The 24,157-nt window shown below is 63.7% G+C and carries 23 protein-coding genes; 5 read left to right on the plus strand and 18 right to left on the minus strand.

The window, feature by feature from the left end; translation table 11 throughout:
• The first annotated feature begins 71 nt into the window (after positions 1-71).
• A complete protein-coding gene (locus tag RCH14_RS04580; protein ID WP_343024956.1) occupies positions 72-845 on the plus strand; it encodes a PEP-CTERM sorting domain-containing protein in 774 nt (257 codons plus the stop codon).
• A 26-nt stretch (positions 846-871) separates the two neighbouring features.
• On the opposite strand, the gene RCH14_RS04585 is transcribed toward RCH14_RS04580, so the two are convergent.
• From RCH14_RS04585 to RCH14_RS04610, 6 genes are all read right to left on the minus strand, one after another.
• Complete coding sequence (locus tag RCH14_RS04585; RefSeq protein WP_343024957.1) at positions 872-1,891, minus strand: septal ring lytic transglycosylase RlpA family protein; 1,020 nt, start codon at positions 1,889-1,891, stop codon at positions 872-874.
• Positions 1,892-1,909: 18 nt separating this feature from the next.
• Positions 1,910-3,028 (minus strand): rod shape-determining protein RodA, encoded by a 1,119-nt coding sequence (gene rodA / locus RCH14_RS04590; protein ID WP_343024958.1) that lies wholly within the window; start codon positions 3,026-3,028, stop codon positions 1,910-1,912.
• Between the two features lie 3 nt (positions 3,029-3,031).
• Positions 3,032-5,020 (minus strand): penicillin-binding protein 2, encoded by a 1,989-nt coding sequence (gene mrdA / locus RCH14_RS04595; protein WP_343024959.1) that lies wholly within the window; start codon positions 5,018-5,020, stop codon positions 3,032-3,034.
• A gap of 34 nt (positions 5,021-5,054) precedes the next feature.
• Entirely contained in the window at positions 5,055-5,573 is a 519-nt protein-coding gene (mreD, locus tag RCH14_RS04600) for a rod shape-determining protein MreD (protein ID WP_343024960.1), read from the minus strand.
• A gap of 6 nt (positions 5,574-5,579) precedes the next feature.
• Positions 5,580-6,761, minus strand: coding sequence for a rod shape-determining protein MreC (mreC, locus tag RCH14_RS04605; RefSeq protein WP_343024961.1), 1,182 nt, complete (start codon positions 6,759-6,761; stop codon positions 5,580-5,582).
• Positions 6,762-6,860: 99 nt separating this feature from the next.
• A complete protein-coding gene (locus tag RCH14_RS04610; protein WP_183556678.1) occupies positions 6,861-7,904 on the minus strand; it encodes a rod shape-determining protein in 1,044 nt (347 codons plus the stop codon).
• 317 nt (positions 7,905-8,221) lie between these two features.
• Between RCH14_RS04610 and gatC the strand changes: the two genes are divergently transcribed.
• Genes gatC through gatB form a run of 3 tightly spaced genes read left to right on the plus strand, consistent with a single transcriptional unit; the run spans position 8,222 to position 11,539 of the window.
• Positions 8,222-8,521, plus strand: a complete 300-nt coding sequence (gatC, locus tag RCH14_RS04615; RefSeq protein WP_343024962.1) for an Asp-tRNA(Asn)/Glu-tRNA(Gln) amidotransferase subunit GatC — start codon at positions 8,222-8,224, stop codon at positions 8,519-8,521.
• 49 nt (positions 8,522-8,570) lie between these two features.
• A complete protein-coding gene (gene gatA / locus RCH14_RS04620) occupies positions 8,571-10,046 on the plus strand; it encodes an Asp-tRNA(Asn)/Glu-tRNA(Gln) amidotransferase subunit GatA (protein ID WP_343024963.1) in 1,476 nt (491 codons plus the stop codon).
• 32 nt (positions 10,047-10,078) lie between these two features.
• Positions 10,079-11,539: an Asp-tRNA(Asn)/Glu-tRNA(Gln) amidotransferase subunit GatB gene (gatB, locus tag RCH14_RS04625; protein WP_343024964.1), complete on the plus strand. Its 1,461-nt coding sequence runs from the start codon at positions 10,079-10,081 to the stop codon at positions 11,537-11,539.
• Between the two features lie 281 nt (positions 11,540-11,820).
• On the opposite strand, the gene pyrE is transcribed toward gatB, so the two are convergent.
• Positions 11,821-12,492 carry an orotate phosphoribosyltransferase gene (gene pyrE / locus RCH14_RS04630; RefSeq protein ID WP_343024965.1) on the minus strand — a complete coding sequence of 224 codons (672 nt, stop codon included), beginning with the start codon at positions 12,490-12,492 and terminating at the stop codon, positions 11,821-11,823.
• A 267-nt stretch (positions 12,493-12,759) separates the two neighbouring features.
• Between pyrE and RCH14_RS04635 the strand changes: the two genes are divergently transcribed.
• On the plus strand, positions 12,760-13,530 hold the full coding sequence (locus RCH14_RS04635; RefSeq protein ID WP_183556665.1) for an exodeoxyribonuclease III: 771 nt from the start codon (positions 12,760-12,762) through the stop codon (positions 13,528-13,530).
• Here the strand turns inward: RCH14_RS04635 and RCH14_RS04640 are convergent, their stop codons facing one another.
• The 11 genes from RCH14_RS04640 to glnK form a co-directional block, all read right to left on the minus strand.
• Complete coding sequence (locus RCH14_RS04640; RefSeq protein ID WP_343024966.1) at positions 13,531-14,469, minus strand: pseudouridine synthase; 939 nt, start codon at positions 14,467-14,469, stop codon at positions 13,531-13,533.
• Between the two features lie 7 nt (positions 14,470-14,476).
• Positions 14,477-15,361, minus strand: coding sequence for a M48 family metallopeptidase (locus RCH14_RS04645; protein WP_343024967.1), 885 nt, complete (start codon positions 15,359-15,361; stop codon positions 14,477-14,479).
• A gap of 144 nt (positions 15,362-15,505) precedes the next feature.
• Complete coding sequence (gene metW / locus RCH14_RS04650) at positions 15,506-16,123, minus strand: methionine biosynthesis protein MetW (RefSeq protein WP_343024968.1); 618 nt, start codon at positions 16,121-16,123, stop codon at positions 15,506-15,508.
• Positions 16,120-17,340, minus strand: coding sequence for a homoserine O-acetyltransferase (locus RCH14_RS04655; protein ID WP_343024969.1), 1,221 nt, complete (start codon positions 17,338-17,340; stop codon positions 16,120-16,122). Before RCH14_RS04655 ends, metW begins: the two co-directional genes overlap by 4 nt.
• 16 nt (positions 17,341-17,356) lie before the next feature.
• Positions 17,357-19,111, minus strand: a complete 1,755-nt coding sequence (gene ptsP, locus RCH14_RS04660) for a phosphoenolpyruvate--protein phosphotransferase (RefSeq protein WP_343024970.1) — start codon at positions 19,109-19,111, stop codon at positions 17,357-17,359.
• 41 nt (positions 19,112-19,152) lie between these two features.
• On the minus strand, positions 19,153-19,422 hold the full coding sequence (locus RCH14_RS04665; protein WP_343024971.1) for an HPr family phosphocarrier protein: 270 nt from the start codon (positions 19,420-19,422) through the stop codon (positions 19,153-19,155).
• A 76-nt stretch (positions 19,423-19,498) separates the two neighbouring features.
• Positions 19,499-19,900 (minus strand): PTS fructose transporter subunit IIA, encoded by a 402-nt coding sequence (locus tag RCH14_RS04670; protein WP_343024972.1) that lies wholly within the window; start codon positions 19,898-19,900, stop codon positions 19,499-19,501.
• A 4-nt stretch (positions 19,901-19,904) separates the two neighbouring features.
• On the minus strand, positions 19,905-20,849 hold the full coding sequence (gshB, locus tag RCH14_RS04675; RefSeq protein ID WP_343024973.1) for a glutathione synthase: 945 nt from the start codon (positions 20,847-20,849) through the stop codon (positions 19,905-19,907).
• An 87-nt stretch (positions 20,850-20,936) separates the two neighbouring features.
• A complete protein-coding gene (gshA, locus tag RCH14_RS04680; RefSeq protein WP_343024974.1) occupies positions 20,937-22,238 on the minus strand; it encodes a glutamate--cysteine ligase in 1,302 nt (433 codons plus the stop codon).
• Positions 22,239-22,398: 160 nt separating this feature from the next.
• Positions 22,399-23,799, minus strand: coding sequence for an ammonium transporter (locus tag RCH14_RS04685; protein ID WP_343024975.1), 1,401 nt, complete (start codon positions 23,797-23,799; stop codon positions 22,399-22,401).
• 14 nt (positions 23,800-23,813) lie between these two features.
• On the minus strand, positions 23,814-24,152 hold the full coding sequence (gene glnK, locus RCH14_RS04690; protein ID WP_292030538.1) for a P-II family nitrogen regulator: 339 nt from the start codon (positions 24,150-24,152) through the stop codon (positions 23,814-23,816).
• Between the last annotated feature and the right edge of the window lie 5 nt (positions 24,153-24,157).

Genomic DNA, 24,157 nt, shown 5'->3' on the forward strand with positions numbered 1-24,157 from the left:
CAGTTGCTTTGGTGGCACAGGTATTGCTATATACAAATTATCGTTTCTTAAATTCAAAACAAGGGTTTGCCATGAAAAAACTGATCACCACCGCTCTGTTGACCGCACTGTGCACCATCTCCGCTGCAGCACTGGCTACACCGATCGCCATGACCGGTGCATTTGCCTCGAGCGACCTGGCGAACAACAACTACAGCGCCGTGTTCAGTGGCAAATCGTTCCTGCCGGCCGACTACACGGTCAACAGCATGTCGTACTCGTTCTCGTTCCGTGACGATGCATCGGATACCTTCACGACGTCGGCGCCAGTCTTGACCAACAGCACCATGACGGGCTGGATGCCGCACACGTCGATCAGTTATGCGCAGTACCAGACCAATTATGAGACGGTGCAGCGCACCGGCCAGCAGGAAAGCGCTGCCCTGTCGATCGGTGGCGTTGCCCTCGGCACCGGCAGCACGACGTGGAGCGAATCGAGCACCACCAGCTCGAGCCCGCTGATGGCCACGTACGAAGGCTGGTCTTGCTACTACGCCTGCTACCATTTCTACACGAAGAGCTCGACCCAGACCACGACCATCACCCGTGACAGCACCGGCGCCTTCACCATCAGCGGCATCATCTCGAACGGGTCGATCATCGACGAACTGCTGCGCAGCGACCAGTTGACGCTGAACCTGAAAGTCGCGGGCGACCTGGTGCTGACCAATTCGCAGCTGCTGCTGGACTACACGAAGGTCGTGACGGCTGCCGAAGTGCCGGAGCCATCGAGCATCCTGCTGGCGCTCGCCGGTCTGGCCGGGCTGGGCGCAGTGCGTCGCCGCAGCAAGCGCGCGGCGGTATAAGACAGGTCAGAATGGGCGGCGCGGCCTCAGCGCCGCACGACGATCGGCTTGAGTCCCAACGAAGCCGGCAGCGCGTTCATCGCCTCGATTGCCTCGGCCCGCGTCGGATACGGCCCGCCGTACAGGCGATTGAATGCCCCCACCTTCACCACTTCGAGCGTGCCCACGTCAACGCCAGCACGCGCGATCTGGTCGCTGATCGCTTCGGCGGTACCGGTGCGGCCATAGGCGCCAAGCTGGATGTAGTACTCGCCCGTGGTGGCGCGCGCGGCCGGCACCGCCGGCTCCACCAGACGTACGACGGCGCCGCTGTCGGACTGCACCCGGTCTTCGAGCATCAGCGCGGCAATCTCGGGCGGCGCCGATTGTGCCTGTGACGTCGCTGCGCGCCGCGCGGCGGCAATCTGCGCCGGTGCGACGATCGGGTCGCCCGGAAACAGGCGCTCGATCTCCACCTCGTGGCTGCCCTTGCCGAGCAGGCCCAGTTTCAGCGCTGCGGTATAAGACACATCGATGATGCGCGTGGAGTGGAACGGACCGCGATCGTTGATGCGCACGACGACCGACTGGCCGCTGTCCATGCTGGTCACGCGCACATACGATGGAATCGGCAGCGTCGGGTGCGCGCCGGTCATCTTGTACATGTCGTAGAGCTCACCGGACGCCGTGCGCTGGCCATGGAACTTCTTGCCATACCAGGTGCTGATGCCGCGCTGGGTCAACCGTTCATCGTTGCCCAGCGGCGTGTAGGTCTTGCCCAGCACCGTGTAGGGGCGGCTGGTGAACTTGTTGTACGGTTCGGCCACGACGACCGCATCGGGCGTCTCGAGCAGGCCGTCGGGCGGATTCTCACCCGGGCCGTCGTCCTTGTAGTAGCCGCCCCGTCCCGAATTGGCGGCCGGCAGCTTGGGCGCCGCGCCATGCTTGGCGGTCGGCTTGTTCGGCCATGGGAATGGCGACAAGCGTTTGTGTTCACCGGTACTGCTGCATGCCGTGACAAGAAAGGCCACCGCCACGACCGCCGGGATGTTGTTGCGAGCGCCCATCGGCAGTCCTCCTGCTAGTTAAGTCTTCACCAGTTTACGGTGTCTTTGAATACTCATCAATATGCCGGCGCCAAGGCCGAGTGTGATAAAGGCCGTGCCGCCATAGCTCATGAAGGGCAACGGCACGCCGACCACGGGCAGGATGCCCGCCACCATGCCCATGTTGACAAAGGCATAGGTAAAGAAAATCATCGAGATCGACCCGGCCAGCAGGCGCCCGAAGGTGTTGGCCGCATTGGCCGCGATCATCAGGCCGCGCCCGATCAGGAGCAGGTACACGAACAGCAGGAACAGGTTGCCGATCAGGCCGAATTCTTCCGAGTACACGGAGAACACGAAGTCGGTGGTCCGCTCGGGCACGAATTCCAGGTACCCCTGCGTGCCCTTCATATAGCCCTTGCCGCTCACGCCCCCGGAGCCGATCGCGATGATCGACTGGATGATGTGAAAGCCCTTCCCCAGCGGGTCGGAGGTCGGATCGATCAGCGTCATCACCCGCTCGCGCTGGTAGTCGTGCATCATCGACCAGCCCACCGGCAGGCCGGCCAGTCCCAACACCGACACGGCGGCGATGGCCTTCCACGACAGGCCGGCCAGGAAGATCACATACAACCCCGATGACGCCACCAGCAGCGCCGTGCCAAGGTCGGGCTGCTTCATGATGAACGCCACCGGGATCATCAGGAGCGCCGCGGCGACCAGGTAATTCTTCCAGCCCGCGACCTGGGCCCGCGTCTGGAAATACCAGGCCAGCATCAGGGGCAAGCCGATCTTCATGATCTCGGACGGCTGGATATCGATCACGCCGATGTGCAGCCAGCGCCGCGCGCCCTTCTTGATCAGGCCAAACATGGCCACCGCCAGCAGCAGCGCCACACCGATGGTATAGATCGGCACGGCCAGGCGCATCAGCATCTGGGGAGCGATGTTCGCGGCAATCCACATCACGGCAAACGACAGCAGGAAGTTGCGGATCTGGTGCTCGACCCGGTCCGGGAAGTCGGCGCCGGCGGACGACATGGTGACCATGCTGATCGTGACCAGGACCGCCAGGATGAGCGTGAGCGGCAAGTCGAACACCGTGAAATAGGGGCGCAGGCGCCGCCGCAGCGAGCGTCGTTCTGGAATGTGGGCCATGGTTTACTCGGTTCGGGTGACGGCGGGCGCGCTGGCCGTCTGGAGCGGTGCAGTCACGGGTGCTGGCGCTATAGCTGGCGCTGGCGCGCTCTTCTTGACGGTGACGGGACGCTCGCCCTTCTTTGGTTCGGGCGGCGGCGCCGGGCGCTTGCCCAGGATGGCGTAGTCGAGCACCTTGCGCGCGATCGGCGCGGCCACGGCGCCACCAAAGCCGGCATTTTCAACCACCATCGCCAGCGCGATGCGCGGCTGCTCGGCTGGTGCGAACACGGTAAACAGCGCATTGTCGCGGTGGCGTTCATCGATTGCATTGGCATTGTATTTCTTGCCGCGCAGGCCGATTACCTGGGCGGTGCCGGTCTTGCCGCCGGCGGTATACAGGGCGCCAGCAAAGGCTTTCTGACCGGTGCCTTCACGGATCACCCCCGCCATCGCATCCTTGATGAACGCGATGTGCTCGGGCTTCATGGTCAGGCGCCGGGTTTCCTTCGGCACGGTCAGCGTGCGCTCGCGCGTGGCGCCGTCCTCGATCATCTTGACCAGGTGCGGCTTCATCACCACGCCGTCGTTGGCCAGGATCGCGGTGGCATGCGCCAGCTGCAGCATCGTGTAATTGTTGAAGCCCTGCCCGATCGAGACCGAAATGGTATCGCCGCCGACCCACTTCTGGGCCGCCGGGCTGCGCTTGAAGCGCTCGGCCTTCCATTCCTTGGATGGCAACACGCCGGTCTTCTCGTAATCGAGGTCGATCCCGGTCGGCTGGCCAAAGCCGAATTCGCGCATGAACTTCGAGATGTTATCGATCCCCATCTCGTTCGACAACTGATAGTAATAGGTATCGCACGAGTGGGCGATCGAGTGGTACATATTGACGATGCCGTGCCCGCCCGGCTTGTCGTCGTTGAAGCGGTGCCCGCCCAGCATGAAGAAACCCGGGTCGCGGATCGCATCCTGCGGCCGGCGGAAGCCCAGCTCCAGCGCCGCCAGCGACATGAACGGCTTGAAGGTCGAACCAGGCGGATAGGTGCCCGACAGCGGCCGGTTCATCAAAGGCTTGTCGAGCGAGGTATTGAGCTCGTTCCAGCTCTGGGTGTCGATGCCGTCGACGAACAGGTTCGGATCGAACCCGGGGCGCGACACATAGGCCAGCACGTCGCCGGTGGCCGGCTCGATCGCCACCAGCGCGCCGCGCTGGTCACCGAAGGCTTCTTCGGCGATCTTTTGCAGCTCGATGTCGATGGACAGGATCAGGTTACTGCCCGGCGTCGGGGCCGTGCGGCGCAGCGTGCGAATGGCGCGGCCGCCGGCGGAGCGCTCGACCTGCTCGTAGCCGGTCTGGCCGTGCAACTGACGTTCGTAACGCTTCTCGACGCCTTCCTTGCCGATATGGTCGGTGCCGTTGTAGTTGGCGGCGTCGTCGCTCTCTTCGAGCGCATCCGATTCTTTCTGATTGATGCGGCCGATGTAGCCGATCACGTGCGATGCCGCCTCGCCCATCGGATACTGGCGAAACAGGCGCGCCTGCACCTCGACGCCCGGAAAGCGGAAGCGCTGGGCCGTAAAGCGCGCGACTTCGTCATCGGTCAGGCGCGTGCGCAGCGGCACGCTGGCGAAGCTGCGCGACTCTTCCAGCAAGCGTTTGAAGCGGCGCCGGTCGCGCGGCTCGATCTGCACCAGCTTGGCCAGTTCGTCGATCACCGATTCCATGTTCGCCTGCAGCTTCGACGGTGTCAGTTCGAGCGTGTAAGCCGAATAATTACGCGCCAGTACCACACCGTTGCGGTCGACGATCAGGCCGCGGTTGGGCACGATCGGCACCAGTGCGATGCGGTTGTCCTCGGCCTGGGCCGCGTACTGGTCATGGTGCAGCACCTGCAGCCACACGACGCGCGCGACCAGCAGGGCAAAGCATATGAAGACCAGGGCGATCAGCACCGTCAGGCGCATCCGGAACTGGTGGATCTCGCGATCGCTGTCTTTGAATTCGGTCATGCGCTTATGGGTCGATTCAGGTCGATTCGGATCGTCAGATCGGACGGGTATGGTCGCGGTCGACCGCGCGGCGTTGGGGCGCCAGCAGCAGCCAGGTGATCACGGGCCACAGGATCACTGCCACCACGCTCTCGATGAACTGCAACAGGCCCGGGAAGCGGCCAGAGACGACGAAATGCACGATCAGCTGGATCGCCTGCGCCATCAACAGCAGCGGGAACACGTGCATGGCCTGGGTGAGCGTCGGGAACCACAGCACGCGGCGGTGGATCATGATGGCGAAATAGGACAGCAGCGTGTAGGCCAGCGCATTCTCGCCCAGCAGGCTCGCATCGTGCACGTCCATCAAGAGGCCCATGCAAAAGGCGACGCCGATGCCGACCTTGCGCGGCTGGTGGATGCCCCAGAAGACCAGCACCAGCGCGACGAAATCCGGCGCGCCGAGCCAGCGGCCCCACGGCATCAGGTTGAGCATGAAGGCGCACACCAGACTGAACGTGATGAACAGCGGGCTGACAGGCAGCAGGATGTAATGCGGACGGTTACCTGGCATGGTGGCTTATCGGGTTGGGGACGGAGCGGCCGGCGTAGGTGCGACCGGCGTAGGTGCAGCCGGCGTAGGTGCAGCCGGCGTCGGTGCGGGCTGCGTCGGTGCTGGCTGCGTCCGTACGACGGGTGCAGTGGCGGCGCGCGTCGTTGCAGCCGGCACGGGTGTCGCCAGCGTCGGCGTCTGCGCCGTACCTGGCGCAGCGCCCGACGTGACCGGCGCAACCGGCGCCTGCAGGGCGGTCGGCACACCGGCGGCCGGCAACGGCGAGGCAGCCAATGGCGGCGCGGGCACCGGCACCATTGCCGGCAGCTTGCGGCGGTTGCCGGTTGGTGGCGCTTCCTGCGGCGGGCGCGCGGGCAAGGCGTGGTTCGACATGATCACCAGCACCTGGCGGTTACGGTCGATGCCGGCCAGCGGCAGGCCGACCACGCGGCCGAACGAGCCGGTCGCTTTTTCGACCTGCGTCACGCGCGCCACGGCCAGGCCGGCCGGGTACATGCCGTCCAGGCCCGACGTGACCAGCACGTCGCCGACCTGGATGTCGGCATCCTGGGCCACGAAGCGCAGATCGAGCTGGCCGGAGTGACCGCGGCCGTACACGATGCTGCGCAGTCCGCTGCGCAGCACCTGCACGGGAATGGCCTGGTCCTTGTCGGTCAGGAGCGTGACTTCGGACGTGAACGGGAACACACGCGTGACCTGGCCGACCACGCCGGCATGGTCGATCACCGGCAACCCCGGCGTGACGTCGTCGCGCGAACCGCGGTTGATGACGATGCGGCGCGTCGACGGATCGCGCGCGTCGTACAGGATTTCGGCCATCTGCGATTGCACGGGCAGTTGCTGCTTGCCGTCCATCAGGCGCCGCAGGTGGATGTTCTCGGCCATCTGGAACTGCGCCTGCTGCAGCAGGCGGGCCTGGGCAAGCTCGTGGTTCTTCAGCGCCTGGACCTGCTTTTGCAGCGTGGAGACCGACGAGAAGTAGGTGCCCATATTGCCCACGGCATCGCGCGGCAGCATGGCGGCCACCTGCATCGGGTACAGCACGGTGGCCGCGACAGTACGCACACCGGCAAGAAGCCCCATGCGGGCGTCGACCACCAGCAGAACGATCGCGATCAGCGCGAACACCGTCACCTTGACACGCGCGGGCGCGCCTTGTTTGAACAGCGGCGGAGGACTATATTCCATGAGCTCTGGTGGTGGTAACGCGGGAGTTCATATCAAGACGGGCAGGCCCGCGCAGCTTGTGACCGCACGCCCTGCCCGTCCTGGAAGACCACGTGCGCCTTATTCGTACGAGAAGATGGAACCGAGTTTGTCCATCCGTTCCAGCGCCATGCCCGAACCGCGCACCACGCAGGTAAGCGGGTCTTCGGCCACCAGCACCGGCAGGCCGGTTTCTTCCATCAGCAGGCGATCCAGATCGCGCAGCAGCGCGCCACCGCCGGTGAGCATCATGCCCTTTTCGGCGATGTCGGCGCCCAGTTCGGGCGGGGCCTGTTCCAGTGCGTTCTTCACGGCCGAGACGATCTGGTTCAGCGGGTCGGTCAGCGCTTCGAGGATCTCGTTGCTCGAGATCGTAAACGAGCGCGGGATGCCTTCGGACAGGTTGCGGCCCTTGACTTCCATCTCCTTGACTTCCGAACCCGGGAACGCCGAGCCGATCGCCTTCTTGATCGCTTCGGCGGTCTGCTCGCCGATCAGCATGCCGTAGTTGCGGCGGATGTAGTTGACGATGGCTTCGTCGAATTTGTCGCCGCCCACGCGCACCGAGCCTTTGTAGACCATGCCGCCCAGCGAGATGATGCCCACTTCGGTGGTGCCGCCGCCGATGTCGACCACCATCGAGCCGGTCGCTTCCGAAACCGGCAGGCCGGCGCCGATGGCCGCAGCCATTGGCTCTTCGATCAGGTACACCTGCGATGCGCCGGCGCCAAGGGCCGATTCACGGATCGCGCGGCGCTCGACCTGGGTCGAACCGCATGGCACGCAGATGATGATGCGCGGCGACGGGCGGAAGAATTTGGACTCGTGCACCATGCGGATGAACTGCTTGAGCATCTGTTCGGTGACGGTGAAGTCGGCAATCACACCATCCTTCATCGGGCGGATCGCCTCGATATTGCCGGGCACCTTGCCCAGCATCTGCTTGGCTTCCTTGCCGACTGCCTGGATCGTCTTCTTGCCATTTGGCCCGCCCTGCTGGCGGATCGCCACGACCGACGGCTCGTCCAGGACGATACCAAGGCCACGCACGTAAATCAGCGTATTGGCGGTACCGAGGTCAATGGCGAGGTCGTTCGAGAAATAGCTGCGTAAAAAACCAAACATGGGTGTCCTGATGCGCATCAATGTGCGCCTAAACATTGATCGGGGATTCTGTGCCGCACCTGCCAACCGAGGGCACCGCGGACTTTCATTGCGCGGGAGCCATAGCTTTCGGCACGACAACGCATTAGCCCGCCATTCTACCTTATAATTTGTCGTTTACATGCCCAATACAGGTGGATTTCCCCACCGAATTGCAAGCGGTTTGCGCGATATTTGAAGGGTTTTTATCAACTTTAAAATGCTTTTCGCTGACAACTTGCTAACATTCTTTATTCGCCTAATCACATTCTGCGTGGCCCTGGCCGCGCCACATTGCCATGTCCCTGACCCTATCTGACGTAAAACGCATTGCCAACCTGGCCCAGCTCGAAATGAACGACGCCGAGGCCGAGATCGCGCTGACCGAGCTGAACGGCATTTTCGCGCTGGCCGAGCAGATGCAGGCGGTCGACACCACCGGCGTGGCGCCGCTGGCCCAGCCGCTGTCGGCGATCCTCGCCCTGCCACTGCGCCTGCGCGATGACGTGGTCACCGAAGAGAACCACCGCGACGATTACCAGGCACCGGCCCCGAAAGTGCAGGACGGCCTGTACCTGGTGCCGAAGGTCATCGAGTAATCCCGGCTTTTGAATCGCTCACGAATCCGCTTTTAGAATCGACACGCACATGCATAACAAGACCCTCAAGGAGCTGTCCGCGCTCCTGCACTCGAAGCAGATCTCGAGCACCGAACTGACGCGCCACTATCTCGGCCGCATCGACGCCAGCGAGCATAACGCGTTCCTGCACGTGGACCACGCGCGCTCGCTCGCGCAGGCGGCCGACGCCGACGCGCGTCTGGCCGCCGGCACGGCCGGTCCGCTGACCGGCGTGCCGATCGCGCACAAGGATATTTTCGTCACGCGCGACTGGCGCACGACGGCCGGCTCGAAGATGTTGAAAGGGTATGTCAGCCCGTTCGACGCGACCGTCGTCAAGCGCTTCCGCGACGCTGGCATGGTCACGCTGGGCAAGGTCAATCTCGACGAATTCGCGATGGGCTCGGCCAATGAAAACTCGGCCTACGGCGCAGTGAAGAATCCATGGGACACGACGGCGGTGCCGGGCGGCTCGTCGGGCGGCTCGGCGGCGGCGATCGCTGCGCGCCTGGCGCCGGCAGCCACGGCCACCGACACCGGCGGCTCGATCCGCCAGCCGGCGGCGTTCTGCGGCGTCACCGGCATCAAGCCGACCTACGGGCGCGTATCGCGCTTCGGCATGATCGCATTTGCCTCGTCGCTCGACCAGGGCGGCCCGATCGCCCAGAGCGCTGAAGATTGCGCACTGCTGCTCAACGAAATGATCGGCTTCGACGAGCGCGATTCGACCAGCCTGACGGTCGAACAGAGCAACGTCGCCGAAGACTACACGCGCTCACTGAACCAGCCGTTGACCGGGCTGCGCATCGGCGTGCCGGCCGAGTATTTCGGCGAAGGCCTGGCGAGCGACGTCGAAGCTGCCGTGCGCGCGGCGCTCGAACAGTTCGTGAAACTGGGTGCGACGCTGGTGGACATCTCGCTGCCAAAGACGGCGCTGTCGATCCCCACCTATTACATCATCGCGCCGGCCGAAGCCTCGTCGAACCTGTCGCGCTTTGACGGTGTGCGCTACGGCCACCGCGCCAGCGAATACAAGGATTTGCAGGACATGTACCGCAAAACCCGCGCCGAAGGGTTCGGCACCGAGGTCAAGCGCCGCATCCTGGTGGGTACCTATGTGCTGTGCCATGGCTACTACGACGCCTACTACGTACAGGCTCAGAAGATCCGGCGCCTGATCGCCGACGACTTCCAGGCCGCGTTTGCCGACCAGTGCGACGTGATCATGGGCCCTGTTGCGCCGACCGTGGCGTGGGACCTGGGCGCCAAGTCGAACGATCCGGTGGCGAACTACCTGGCCGACATCTACACGCTCTCGACCAGCCTGGCGGGCCTGCCCGGCATGTCGATCCCGTGCGGCTTCGGCGCCGGCGAGAAGAATGGCAAGCGGCCGGTCGGCCTGCAAATCATCGGCAACTACTTCGCCGAAGCCAAGCTGCTGAATATCGCGCACCAGTACCAGCTCGCGACCGATTGGCATACGCGCACGCCGGACGGCGTTTGATTCGCGCCGACACAGAACAAAGAGAGAACACTATGCAATGGGAAGTCGTCATCGGTCTTGAGAACCACGTGCAGCTCACGACCCAATCGAAAATCTTCAGCGGCAGCGCAATCCGTTTCGGCGCCGAGCCGAACACGCAAGCCAGCCCGGTCGACCTGGCGCTGCCGGGTGTGCTGCCGGTGCTGAACCGCGGCGCGGTCGAACGCGCGATCCGTTTCGGCCTGGCGGTCGGTGGCACCATCGCGCCGGAGTCGGTCTTCGCGCGCAAGAACTACTTTTATCCCGACCTGCCGAAGGGTTACCAGATCAGCCAGTTCGCCGATCCGGTGGTCCAGGGCGGCACGCTGTCCTTTGCCTACGAAAAAGACGGCAAGCTCGAAATGAAAACGGTCAACCTGACCCGCGCCCACCTTGAGGAAGACGCGGGCAAGTCGCTGCACGAAGACTATGCGGGCATGAGCGGGATCGACCTGAATCGCGCCGGCACCCCGCTGCTCGAGATCGTGTCCGAGCCCGAAATGCGCAGCGCCGCCGAAGCGGTGGCGTATGCCAAGGCGATGCACTCGCTGGTGATGTGGCTGGGCGTTTGCGACGGCAATATGCAAGAGGGTTCGTTCCGCTGCGACGTCAACGTCTCGGTGCGCCCGGTCGGCCAGCACGAATTCGGCACGCGCTGCGAAATCAAGAACCTGAACTCGTTCCGCTTCATGGAAGAAGCCATCCACTACGAAGTGCGGCGCCAGATCGAACTGATCGAAGACGGCGGCAAGGTCATCCAGGCCACGCGCCTGTGGGACCCGGACCGCAAAGAGACGCGCTCGATGCGCACGAAAGAAGACGCGCAGGATTACCGCTACTTCCCCGACCCGGACCTGCCGCCGCTGGCGATCGGCCAGGACTGGATCGACCGCGTGAAAGCCGAGATGCCCGAACTGCCAGGCGCCATGCGCGCACGCTTCACGGGCGAATACGGTCTGCCGGAATACGACAGCCTGGTGCTGACCTCGTCGCAGACGATGGCAACGTACTACGAAGCGGTAGTAGCGACCGCCGGCAAGGAAAACGCAAAGTCGGCCGCCAACTGGATGATGGGTGACGTGTCGTCGACGCTGAACCGCGAAGGCGTCGAGCTGCAGGCTTCGCCCGTGAGCGCCGCCCAACTGGCGCTGCTGCTCAAGCGCATCGCCGACGGCACGATCTCGAACAAGGCCGCAAAGGAAGTCTTCGCAGCAATGTGGGACGCCAAATCGGACGACGAAGGATTGGCCGACACGGTCATCGACCAGAAAGGCCTGAAACAGATCTCGGATACGGGCGCACTGGAAGCAATTGTCGACGACGTCCTGGCCGCCAACGCCAAATCCGTCGAACAATACCGCGCCGGCAAAGAAGCCGCCATCAACGCCCTGATCGGCCAGGCCATGAAAGCCTCCAAAGGCAAAGCCAACCCAGCGCAAGTGACCGAACTGCTGAAGAAAAAGCTGGCCAGCTAACCCGCCCCACCCCAATTGGGGTCAGAGTCGAATTATTGAGCAATTGCCCACAATTGCCAGCGATTCGACGCTGACCCTGATTCATTTCTACCCACAGCAATTGCCCAGCGCAGCGACTCGGTCCCCAATTGCGCGGCCACCGCGTGCAATTGCCCAATAAGTCGACTCTGACCCTAATTAATTTGCAAGACTTTCCGCCAATCTAAATTAGGGTCAGAGTCGAATTCTTTGACAACATTGGATAATTGCCCAACAAATCTACTCTGACCCTAATTGTTGGGTTATTGCTTTTGGATGCCGTAGCGGGTGCGGTAGGCGGAGACGGCGTCTTTGTGTTGCGACAGGCGAGGGTCGGCGGTGTGGGTGTCGAGGTAGGTGAAGAGGTCGGCGAGGTTGGCGATCGAGATCACCGGGATGTTGAATTCGCGCGCGACTTCCTGGACTGCCGACAGTTCGGAGAGTGCGTCGTCGGTGCCCGAGCGTTCCATGCGGTCCAGTGCGATCAGGACGGCCGCTGGCTCGGCGCCGGCGGCGCGGATCATGGCGACCGATTCGCGCACCGACGTGCCGGCGCTGATCACGTCGTCGATGATCACGACCTTGCCCTGCAGCTTGGCGCCGACGATGGTGCCGCCTTCGCCATGGTCTTTCGCTTCCTTGCGGTTGTACGCGTACGACGTGTCACGGCCTTTCGCGGCCAGGGCCACCGCCGTCGCGGAGGCCAGCGTGATGCCCTTGTAGGCCGGGCCGAACAGCATGTCGAATTCGACGCCCGAGTCGAGCAGCGTCTGCGCGTAGAACTGGGCGAGCTTGCCCAGCGTGGCGCCGTCGTGGAACAGGCCGGCGTTGAAGAAGTATGGCGACAGGCGCCCGGCCTTGGTCGTGAATTGGCCGAACTTCAATACTTCGGCCTCGACCGAAAACCCGATGAATTGCTGGCGCAGATCAGTCATATGCTTGTCCCTGAATGTCGAAAGCGGCTATTTTAGAACGTATCGCGCCGCCGAGATACCTTCTTGATTGTCGATGCTGCGCATGACCGGGCCCGCACAACTGGCCGCCAATGGCCGCTACGGCTGGATCGGCGCCGCGCAGCCTCGTCGATCGCACGATGGCAACCGCCGTGGGCATGACGGGCAGCATCGAAACACGCTACACTTGCCGGCTATCGACGCGCTTGCCGGTGCGCCCTGCCCTCTTTCATCTGCTTGATCATCTCCATGCCACGAATTATTTCTGCAAACCTCAACGGTATCCGCTCCGCCCACAAGAAGGGCTTCTTTGACTGGCTGGCCACGCAGGATGCCGACTATATCTGCGTCCAGGAACTCAAGGCCCAGGAAGCCGACATGACCGAGGACTTCCTGCGCCCGCACGGCTACCACGGGCGCTTCCACTACGCCGAGAAAAAGGGCTACTCGGGCACTGGCGTCTACAGCCGCACGGAACCCGACCAGCACCGCATCGGGTTCGGCTGCCTCGAGTTCGATGCCGAAGGCCGCTACACGCGCTGCGACTTCGGCAACCTGACGGTCATTTCGGTCTACTGCCCGTCCGGCTCCTCGTCGCCCGAGCGCCAGCTGGCCAAGTTCCGCTTCATGGAAGTCTTCCTGCCGCATCTGCAGGAACTGCAGGCCGAGGGCCGCGAAGTCGTCATCTGCGGCGACTGGAACATCGCGCACAAGGAGATCGACCTGAAGAACTGGAAGGGCAACCTGAAGAACTCGGGCTTTCTGCCCGAAGAACGCGCCTGGATGACGCGCATCTTCGACGAGCTGGGGATGGTCGACGTGCACCGCGGCCTGGATGCGCGCCCCGACCAGTACACGTGGTGGAGCAACCGCGGCCAGGCCTACGCGAAGAACGTCGGCTGGCGCATCGACTATCACGTCGCCACGCCCGGCATCGCGGCGCGCGCCAAAACCGTCTCGGTCTACAAGGACGTGAAGTTCTCGGACCACGCCCCGCTCATCATCGATTACGACCTGTAATCAGGCCGGCCAGCGCAAATCAAAGCGGCTGGCGAAGCTGCGCGGCTCGCGCGTGAGCGGATCGTCGAATGCGATGGCGCGCGCCAGCAACTGCAGCGGCGCGCTGAAATCGTCGCTGCCGCAGGGCCGCGCCACCGGATAAAAACTGTCGCCGACAATCGGCGCGCCGAGCGACGCCAGGTGCAGGCGCAGCTGGTGCTTGCGCCCGGTGTGCGGATGCAGCCGGTAGCGCGCGAGAAGCCCGCGCCTCTCGATCAATTCGATCAGGGTTTCCGAATTGGGTTCGCCCGCCACTTCTTCGCTGAGAAAAAACTGCGCCGCATCCTGCATGCGGCTGCGGTACGTGAACGGCAAGGTGCGCCCCTGCAGCAGTGGCGCAATCGCTTCATAGGTCTTCGTCACCACCCGTTTCTGGAACATCGACTGGTAAGCGCCGCGCGACGCGGGATTGTGCGAGAAGATCACCACGCCCGCCGTCTCGCGATCGAGCCGGTGGATCGGCACCAGGTGCGGCAAGTCATGCGTGCGTTTCAGGCGCACCAGCAGGGTCTCTCTCAAGAAGCGCCCGCTCGGAATCGTCGGCAAGAAATGGGGTTTGTCAGCGACCAGGATGTGTTCATCCTGGAACAGCACCGCCTCCTGGAACGGGATCAAAGGCTCGGGCACTTCGAGCTCGCGGTAGTACCAGATGCGCATGCCCTGGCGCACCGGCGTATCGAACGCCACCCGCGCGCCCTTGGCATCGACGACCTCGCCGCGTTCCAGCCGCGAAGCCCAGGATTGCATCGGCACGTCGGGAAAGCGCTCGCATAAAAAGCGCAGCATACCCCCGGCGCGCGTCTCGGTCAGCCACAGATAGCTGGGCGCGACGCCGTCGCGCAGGGGCAGCGGGACGAGCGCATTGGCTTCGGCCTGGCGGCCCCTGGCGCTACTGCCCATCAACGCCTCAATTCAACGCGGTGCTTTTGTAGGCCGGCAGCTTGGCGACCGTCGTCTTCTTGGCGCGCGCATACAGCGGTAGCAGCACGTTCATGTGCGCTTCCATGTCCTTGATGCGGGTGTCGCCGCCCGGGTGGGTCGACAGGATTTCCATCGGCGCGCTCTGGTTCAGCGTGGCCATCTTGCGCCACAGCGCAATGCCGGCACGCGGGTCGTAACCGGCGCGCGACGAGATGTCCAGGCCCACCAGGTCGGCCTCGCGTTCTTCGTCGCGCGAGAATTTCAGCACCAGCATGCTGCCCAGGCCATTGGCCGCCGTGGCGGTCAGGTTGGGGTCGACGCCGAAAATGCCCGACAACAGCGCGCCGCCGACCCGCGCGCCCAGCGCGGTGACATTGGACTTGGCCAGGCGCTCGCGCCCGTGTTCACGCAGTGCGTGCGCGATCTCGTGGCCCATGATGGCTGCGGCTTCGTCGTCGGTCAGCTGCAGCTTGGTGAGGATGCCGGTGTAGAAACCGATGCGGCCGCCCGGCATGCAGAACGCGTTGACCTCGTCGGCCTGGATCAGGTTGACCTGCCAGTCCCACTTGCTGGCCACCGGATTCCAGCGCGGCGTGAACGGGATGATGCGCTGGGCGATCGTGCGCAGGCGCTTGAGCTGCGGGTCGGTGGCCGGCGCCAGCAAGCCCTTCTCCTTGGCCTGGCTCATCATTTCGGTGTACTGCAGGCGCGCTGCCTCGTTGACCTGCTCTTCAGGCGCCAGCACGCGCATGCGCGAGAGCGGCTTGACCTCGATGCCATCCTGGACGACGACGCCGGCCTCTTGCGCCGTGGCCAGGCCGGTCGCAGCGAACAGGGTCAGACAAACGGCGAGTTGTTTCAGTTTCATCATGGCTCCGGCAGCTGTTGTTGGCAGCCTGCCTCTCAAAATTGTTTAAAAATGGGCAACGCGCCCGCGCAGAATCGACGTGATCATGCCGTATGTACCGGCCGCGCTCAAGCCGCCAACGCACATAAGTCGCAACCCGGCCCTGCCTTACACTGCCGGCGGCGCTTTTTTGCGCAGGCGGAAGACCGCCATGCTGCCGCGCAGGTTTGGCAAGAACTTGACCACCTTGCCGTCGGCCAGCGCCACGCATTCCAGCACTTCCAGCCCGCATTCCACCGCCAGTTCCTGGAAATCATAGATCGTGGCGCAGCGCACGTTCGGCGTGTCGTACCACTGGTACGGCAGTGCGCGCGAGACCGGCATGCGCCCACGCAGCAGCGCCAGGCGGTGCGGCCAGTGCGCGAAGTTCGGAAACGAGATGATCGCTTCGTGGCCAACGCGCACGATGTCGCGCAGCAGGCCTTCGACCTGCTGCATCATCTGCAGCGAGTTCAGACACAGCACGGTATCGAACGTGTTGTCGCCAAAGAGGCCCAGGCCTTTTTCCATATCGTGCTGGATCACGTTGATCCCGCGCGCGGTGCTTTCCAATACCTTGTCGTCGGCGATCTCGATGCCGTAACCCGAGCAGCGCTTGCCCGATTCGAGGTAGCGCAGCATGGCGCCGTCGCCGCAGCCGACGTCGAGCACGTGGGCGCGTTCGCCCACCCAGTGCGCGATGAAGGCCAGGTCGGGCCGCAGCGTATTGAGGTCGGCGAAATTCATGCGGCCTCCGTGGCGGTAGTGACGGCGCCTGGTGCCAGTTCGAGGGCGATGCGGTTGTAGTACGCGCGCACCACGTTCATGTAGCGCGCATCGTCGAGCAGGAAGGCATCGTGACCGTGCGGCGCGTCGATCTCGGCGTAGGTCACGCGGCGCCGGTTGCTGATCAGGGCTTCGACGATCTCGCGGCTGCGCTCGGGCGAGAAGCGCCAGTCGGTCGAAAACGACGCGATCAGGAACTGCGCTTTGGTGCCGGCCAGCGCCTTTTCGAGATCGCCGTCGTACTCGCGCGCCGGGTCGAAGTAATCAAGCGCCTTGGTGATCAACAGGTAGGTATTGGCGTCGAAGTATTCCGAGAACTTGTCGCCCTGATAGCGCAGGTAGGATTCGATCTCGAAGTCCACGCCGAAGTCGAAGTTGTAATCGTTCGTTTCTGCGGCATTGCGCAGCTTGCGCCCGAACTTCTCGGCCATGTCGTCGTTCGACAGATACGTGATGTGGCCGATCATGCGCGCCACTTTGAGGCCGTTTTTCGGCACCACGTCATGTTCGTAGAAGTCGCCGCCATGGTAGTCGGGGTCGGTCAGGATCGCCTGGCGCGCGACGTCGTTGAAAGCGATGTTCTGGGCCGACAGCTTCGGCGTGGAGGCGATCACGATGCAGTGACGCAGACGCTCGGGAAACTTGATGCTCCACGACAGGGCCTGCATGCCACCGAGCGAGCCGCCCATCACGGCGGCAAACTGATGGATGCCCAGACGGTCGGCCAGCAGCGCCTGCGCGGTCACCCAGTCTTCCACGGTCACCAGGGGAAAGCTCGCGCCATACGGCTTGCCGGTGGCGGCGTTGACATGCATCGGGCCGGTCGAGCCAAAGCACGAGCCGAGGTTGTTGACGCCAATGACGAAGAAGCGGTCGGTGTCCACGGGTTTGCCCGGGCCGACCATATTGTCCCACCAGCCGGCGCTCTTGGGCGAGTCGTACTGGCCGGCGACATGGTGCGATGCATTCAGGGCGTGGCAGACCAGCACCGCATTGGACTTGTCGGCGTTGAGCGTGCCATAGGTTTCATACATCAGCGTGTAGTTGCTGAGCTGGGCGCCGCTTTGCAGGCGCAGCGGCTCGGCGAAGTGCATCGCCTGCGGTGTGACTATTCCTAGAGATCCCATGGGACTGTGTGGTCTGATTGATGATGCGGTGGTCGCGCCGTTGCCGGGCATGGCAACGGCGGCCGACTCACAGGGTCTGCAACTGCTCGACGGCGCTGGCGATTTCGCCTGGCTCCATCGCGCGCAGGATGCGACGGGTACGGGTCGTGACCACGCCCAGGTCGGTATTCAAAATTTCTTGTTTCACCGCCAGCAGCTGCGCCGGGTGCATCGAGAACTCGCGCAGCCCCATGCCCAGCAGCAGGCGGGTGAGCTTGACGTCGCCGGCCATCTCGCCGCACACCGCCACATCCAGCCCGGCCTTGTGGCCCGTGGCGATGGTCGAGGCGATCAGTTGCAGCACCGCCGGATGCAGCGGATTATACAGGTGCGCCACTTCGTAATCGACGCGGTCGATCGCCAGCAGATATTGAATCAGGTCGTTGGTGCCGATCGACAGGAAATCCATGCGGCGCACGAACAGCGGCAGCGCCAGCGCTGCCGCCGGGATCTCGATCATGGCGCCGACCTCGATACCTTCGTCGAAACGGACCTTCTCGTCGCGCAGCTGGGTCTTGGCCTGCTCGATCATGCCCAGCGTCTGGTCGATCTCGAACGCGTGCGCGAGCATCGGGATCAGGATGCGCACCTTGCCAAAGGCCGACGCGCGCAGGATCGCGCGCAGCTGCACCAAAAACATCTGCGGCTCGGCCAGGCAATAGCGGATCGCGCGCAGGCCGAGCGCCGGATTGAGCGCCGTGTGGTCGGTCTGGTCGAGCGGCTTGTCGGCGCCCACGTCGAGCGTGCGGATCGTGACCGGCCGGCCCTTCATCGCCAGCACCGCCTTGCGGTACTGCTCGAACTGTTCTTCTTCGTCGGGAATACGCAGCGCCTGCGCGCCGCGGCCCATGAACAGGAATTCGGAGCGGAACAGGCCCACGCCATTGGCACCGGCTTCGAGGGCGGCCGGACAATCGTCGGGCAGTTCGATATTGGCCAGCAGCGTGATCGTGGTGCCGTCGCGCGTGACGGCCGGCGTCTTCTTGAGCTTGAGCAGGCGCTTGCGCGCTTTTGCCATCGTGAGCTGGCGCGCGCGGTACTGTTCCAGCACCAGCTGGCTCGGATTGCAGATGACGACGCCGGCGTCGCCATCGACGATCAGCCAGTCGTCCTGCTCCACCAGGCGCGACGCCTGGTCCATCCCGACGACCGCCGGGATGTCCAGGCTGCGCGCGACGATGGCCGTGTGCGAATTCTGGCCGCCGACGTCGGTGACGAAGCCGATGAACGACCTGTCACGAAACGCCAGCATGTCGGCCGGCGAGATGTCGTGGGCCACGACGATCATTTGCGGCGGTGGCTGGTCTTCGTCGGCGAACACCGGCGCGACGCTCAGTGCGGTGCCGGTCAACACCTTCAGCACGCGCTCGGCGACCTGCTGGATGTCGTACTTGCGCTCACGCAGGTAGGCGTCTTCGATCTCGTCGAACTGGCTTGATAATTCATCGATCTGCGTCACCAGCGCCCATTCGGCGTTGTAATGGCGCGCGCGGATGATGCCCTTGGGCGCTTCGGAGATCATCGGGTCGGACAGGATCAGCGCATGCACGTCGATGAAGGCGCCCAGTTCGGTCGGGGCATCTTTCGGCAGCCCGGCCCAGAGTTCCTGCAGATTGTGGTGGACGGCGACGATCGCATCGTGCAGGCGCTGCACTTCGGCCTCGACCTGTTCTTCAGGGACCAGGTAATGCTTGACGTCGAGTGCGGCCGGCGTGAGCAGGTGCGCGCGGCCGATCGCGATGCCGCGCGAAACCGGAATGCCGTGAAGGAGAAAGGAAGCCATGGGAGAATCCGTTGAACGCGAGGGGACCGCTTCACGCGGCATTATTCACCTTCACCGAACTTGTCATTGACCAGCGCCGTCAGGGCGGCAAGCGCGGCTTCTTCGTCGGCGCCATCGGCTTCGAGCGTGACCTTGGCGCCCTTGCCGGCGGCGAGCATCATGACACCCATGATCGACTTGGCATTGATGCGGCGGCCATTGCGGGTGAGCCAGACATCGCTCTTGTACTTGGCGGCCAGTTGCGTGAACTTGGCAGAGGCCCGTGCGTGCAGGCCCAGCTTGTTGATGATTTCGAGTTCTTGTTGAATCATAGTCGCTTTATCGTTTTTGTCATGTGTCGGACTGCGCCCGGTATCTCCTCGCGCGCATCGCCATCGCTGCCGGACGCTAGCCCACCCGGATCCGGTTATCCACCCGCACTGCCCCGTTCTGCGCGCCAGCCAGCGCCATTTCCACCACCACGTCGAGCGAGTCGCGCCGGTACGTGATCGCGCGCAGCAGCATCGGCAGGCTGATGCCGGCGATGACTTCCACGTGGCCCGCGTCGGCCAGCGAATTGCAGCAGTTCGACGGCGTACCGCCCTTGACGTCGGTGATCACCAGGACGCCGTCGCCGTCGTCCAGGCGCGCGATGGCCTCTTTGGCCAGGCAGTTGATCTGACCGATATCCTGGTCGGCCGTCACGTCGATTGCCTCGACGCGCTCGGTGGGGCCGCGAAACACGTGCGCTGCTGCGGCGATGAATGCCTGGCCCAGCGGTGCGTGGGTCAGGAGCAGGATGCCTACCATGTCGTTATCCAAGTACTTTCTGTTCGACCGCGTCGATGAACATCGCGGCCACGTCAAAACCGGTCTGGTCGAAGATCTCCTGGAAGCAGGTCGGGCTGGTCACGTTCACTTCGGTCAGGTTCTCGCCAATCACGTCCAATCCTACCAGTAACAGACCACGCTCGGCCAGCAACGGCCCGAGGGCTTCGGCGATCTCGCGATCGCGCTCGCCGATTGGCTGCGCCACGCCGATGCCGCCAGCGGCCAGATTGCCGCGCACTTCGCCGTTTTGCGGAATCCGCGCCAGCACGAACGGCACCGGCTTGCCGCCGATGACCAGCACGCGCTTGTCGCCCTTGTCGATGGCCGGGATGAATTTCTGGGCCATGATCGTGTGGCGACCGTTGGCGGTCAGCGTCTCGATGATCGAACCCAGATTGAGCGCGTCGCTCTTCACGCGGAAGATGCCAGCGCCGCCCATGCCGTCGAGCGGCTTGAAGATCACGTCGCCGTGCTTGGCGTGGAAGGCGCGCAGGCGCGCTTCATCCGAAGTGACCATGGTTGGCGACGTGTATTGGCTGAACTGGCCGATCGCCAGTTTTTCGTTGTGGTCGCGGATCGCCGACGGGCTGTTGATCACGCAGGCGCCCTGGCGCACGGCCAGTTCGAGCAGATAGGTGCCGTAGACGTATTCCATGTCGAACGGCGGGTCCTTGCGCTCGATGATGGCGTCAAATTCGGACAGTTTCACATCGACGGCGGCATCGGCCGTGTACCAGACATCCGGCTTGCCCGTCAGGTGAATCTGCGCCACGCGCGCGCTGACGATGCCTTCTTCGAGCACCATGTCGCGCTGTTCGAAGAAGTACAGGGCATGACCGCGCCGGGCCGCCTCGCGCATCATGGCGAAGGTCGAATCCTTGTAAATCTTGAATCCGGACAGCGGATCGGCGAGAAAAGCGATTTTCATGGGGCGTCCAATCGATGTAATACCTTGATTTTAGCCCGAAACGACAAACCTCGCGGCTAGGGCCCGAGGTTTGCCGGATGCAGTGCGTCAGTAGACTTCGGGATTCGGATCGGTGCGTTCGAGTTCCAGCGATGCCGCCAGCATGCCCAGGCGCGCGACCACGCCGTAGACGTAAAAGCGGTTGGGCGCCGCGGTGCCCGGCTTGGCTTTCGGGTCGGGCATCGCGTGCTGCTGCGCGAACGCCAGCGGCACGAACTGCGAACCGGGCGCATTGAGGTTCTGGTCGATGCCGCGCTCGGCGTGCACGCGGTAGAAGCCGCCCACGACATAGCGGTCGATCATGTAGACCACCGGTTCGGCGACGGCGTCGTCGATCGATTCGAAGGTCGGCACGCCTTCCTGGATGATCAGGTCAGTCACGGCCACGCCATCCTTGACCACCGACATGCGCGCGCGCTGGGCCGGGGTCAGGTCGCGCACTTCGCTCGCGTCCTTGATCGTCATGACGCCCATGCCATAGGTGCCAGCGTCGGGCTTGAGGATGACGAAGGGCTTGCGCTCCTTCATGCCGTATTCCTTGTACTTCTTCTTGATCTTCGAGAACAGCGCCGAGACGTCGTCGGCCAGCGCTTCGGTGCCGACGTTCTCGCGCAGGTCGACTTCGGCGCAGGTGCTGTGCAGCGGGTTGACCAGCCACGGGTCGATGTCGATCAGCTTGCCGAACTTCTTGGCCACTTCGTCCAGGGCCTTGAGGTGGTTGCTCTTGCGGCGCAGCGCCCAGCCGGCGTGCAGCGGCGGCAGCAAGGCTTGCTCGTGGACGTTCTCGAGGATCGACGGGATGCCGCCCGACAGGTCATTGTTGAGCAGGATGGTGCACGGGTCGAAGTCGGGCAGGCCGACGCGGCGGCCATTGGCCGAGCGCACGAGCGGCTCGAGGACCAGCATATTGCCGTCAGGCAGCGCCAGCGGCGTCGGCTCAGTGATGTCGGGCGAAAACGTCCCAAGGCGGACATGCAAGCCGGTCTGGCGGAAGATCTGCATCAGGCGCGCGACGTTCTGCAGGTAGATCGGGCTGCGCCGGTCGGCGTCCGGTACCAGCAGCAGGTTGCGCGCGTCCGGGCAATACTTGTCGACGGCGGCCATGGCCGCCTGCACCGTCAGCGGCAGCATCTCGCTGGCCAGGTTGTTAAAGCCGCCCGGGAACAGGTTGGTGTCCACCGGCGCAAGCTTGTAGCCGGCGTTGCGCAGATCGACCGAGCAATAAAATGGCGGCGTGTGCTCCTGCCACTCGAGGCGGAACCAGCGCTCGATGGCGGGCGTGGCTTCGAGGATTTTCTTTTCCAGGTCCAGCAAGGGACCGGTCTGGGCGGTGACGAGGTGCGGAACCATTGATTGGACGTCCTTGTTGTGCGCTTCTTGTTGTTAATAAGTTGGGAGTCGCATATGGGGTTGGTCCGGCTATTTTAAAGGGCAATGCGCAGAATGCAAAAAACGCCGTCCCCGCTTGCGCGGAGACGACGTTTTCAAGGACTAGCGACGACTGAACGGATCAGTAACGGTAGGCCGACTCGCCGTGGCTCGTGATGTCCAGACCTTCGCGCTCTTCTTCTTCGGGCACCCGCAGACCGATCACGATATCGACCAGCTTGAAGGCGATGAAGGCGACGACCGCCGACCAGATGACGGTCACGCCGATCGCATGGGCCTGGATCCACAGCTGGCCGACGATCGAGTAGCTCGTGTTCATGGCATTGGTCGTGTAATCCCACACGCCCTGCCCGCCCAGTGCCGGCGACGCAAATACGCCGGTCAGCATCGCGCCCAGGATACCGCCCACGCCGTGCACGCCGAACACGTCGAGCGAATCGTCAGCGCGCAGCAGGCGCTTCAGACCCGTCACGCCCCACAGGCAGACGATGCCGGCCAGCAGGCCGATGACCAGTGCGCCCATCGGGCCGACAAAACCGGCGCCCGGGGTAATCGCCACCAGGCCCGATACGGCGCCCGATGCAGCGCCCAGCATCGATGGCTTGTGCTTGAAGATCCACTCGCCCAGCACCCAGGTCAGCACCGCGCCGGCGGTGGCCAGCAGCGTGTTCAGGAACGCCAGTGCCGCCACGTCGCCTGCTTCGAGCGCCGAGCCGGCATTAAAGCCAAACCAGCCGACCCACAGCAGCGATGCACCGACCATCGTCATCGGCAGCGAGTGTGGCGCCATCGATTCACGGCCATAACCGATCCGCTTGCCGATCACGTAGGCACCCACCAGGCCGGCCACGGCCGAGTTGATGTGCACCACGGTGCCGCCCGCGAAGTCGAGCGCGCCCTGCTGCCACAGATAGCCGGCAGCTGCGGTGACGGTTTGCAGCGACGCAGCGTCGGTGATGGCGTCAGGGCCGGCCCAGAACCAGACCATGTGCGCCACCGGCAGGTAGCCGAAGGTGAACCACAGCACGACGAACACCAGCACGGCCGCGAACTTGGCGCGCTCGGCGAAGGCGCCAACGATCAGCGCGCAGGTAATCGCCGCAAAAGTGCCCTGGAAGGCGACGAAGATGAATTCGGGGATCATCGTCTCTTTGCTGAAGGTCGCGGCCATCGCAAACTTGCCGGCGACCGGATCCCAGATGCCTTGCAGGAAGGCGCGGTCGAAGCCGCCGATGAAGGCGTTGCCCTGCGTGAAGGCCAGCGAGTAGCCGTACAGGCACCACAGCACGATGACGAGGGCAAATACCATCATCACCTGCATCAGCACCGACAGCATGTTCTTGGCGCGCACCAGGCCGCCGTAGAACAGCGCCAGGCCAGGAATGGTCATCAGGATCACCAGCAGCGTGGCGACGAACATCCAGGCCGTATCACCCTTGTTGATGGACGGCGCCGCCATGGCCGGCAGGGCGACGCCCAGGCCCAGCAAGGCGGTCAGTATCGTTGTAGTTATACGCTTCATGAAAACATTCCCTCTTACAGTGCGTCGTTGCCGGTCTCGCCGGTACGGATACGGATGACCTGGCTCAGGTCGGCCACGAAGATCTTGCCGTCACCAATCTTGCCGGTGCGGGCAGCGCCCTGGATCGCATCGATGACCTGATCGACGATGGCATCGTCGACCGCGGCTTCGATCTTGATCTTGGGCAGGAAGTCGACGACGTACTCGGCGCCACGGTACAGCTCGGTGTGGCCTTTCTGGCGACCGAAACCCTTCACTTCGGTCACCGTCATGCCTTGCACGTTGATTTCCGACAGCGCCTCTCGCACCTCGTCGAGCTTGAAGGGCTTGATGATGGCGGTGATCATTTTCATGGTAT

This window comes from Massilia sp. MP_M2, assembly GCF_039123635.1.
In the GTDB taxonomy this organism is placed as follows: domain Bacteria; phylum Pseudomonadota; class Gammaproteobacteria; order Burkholderiales; family Burkholderiaceae_D; genus Telluria.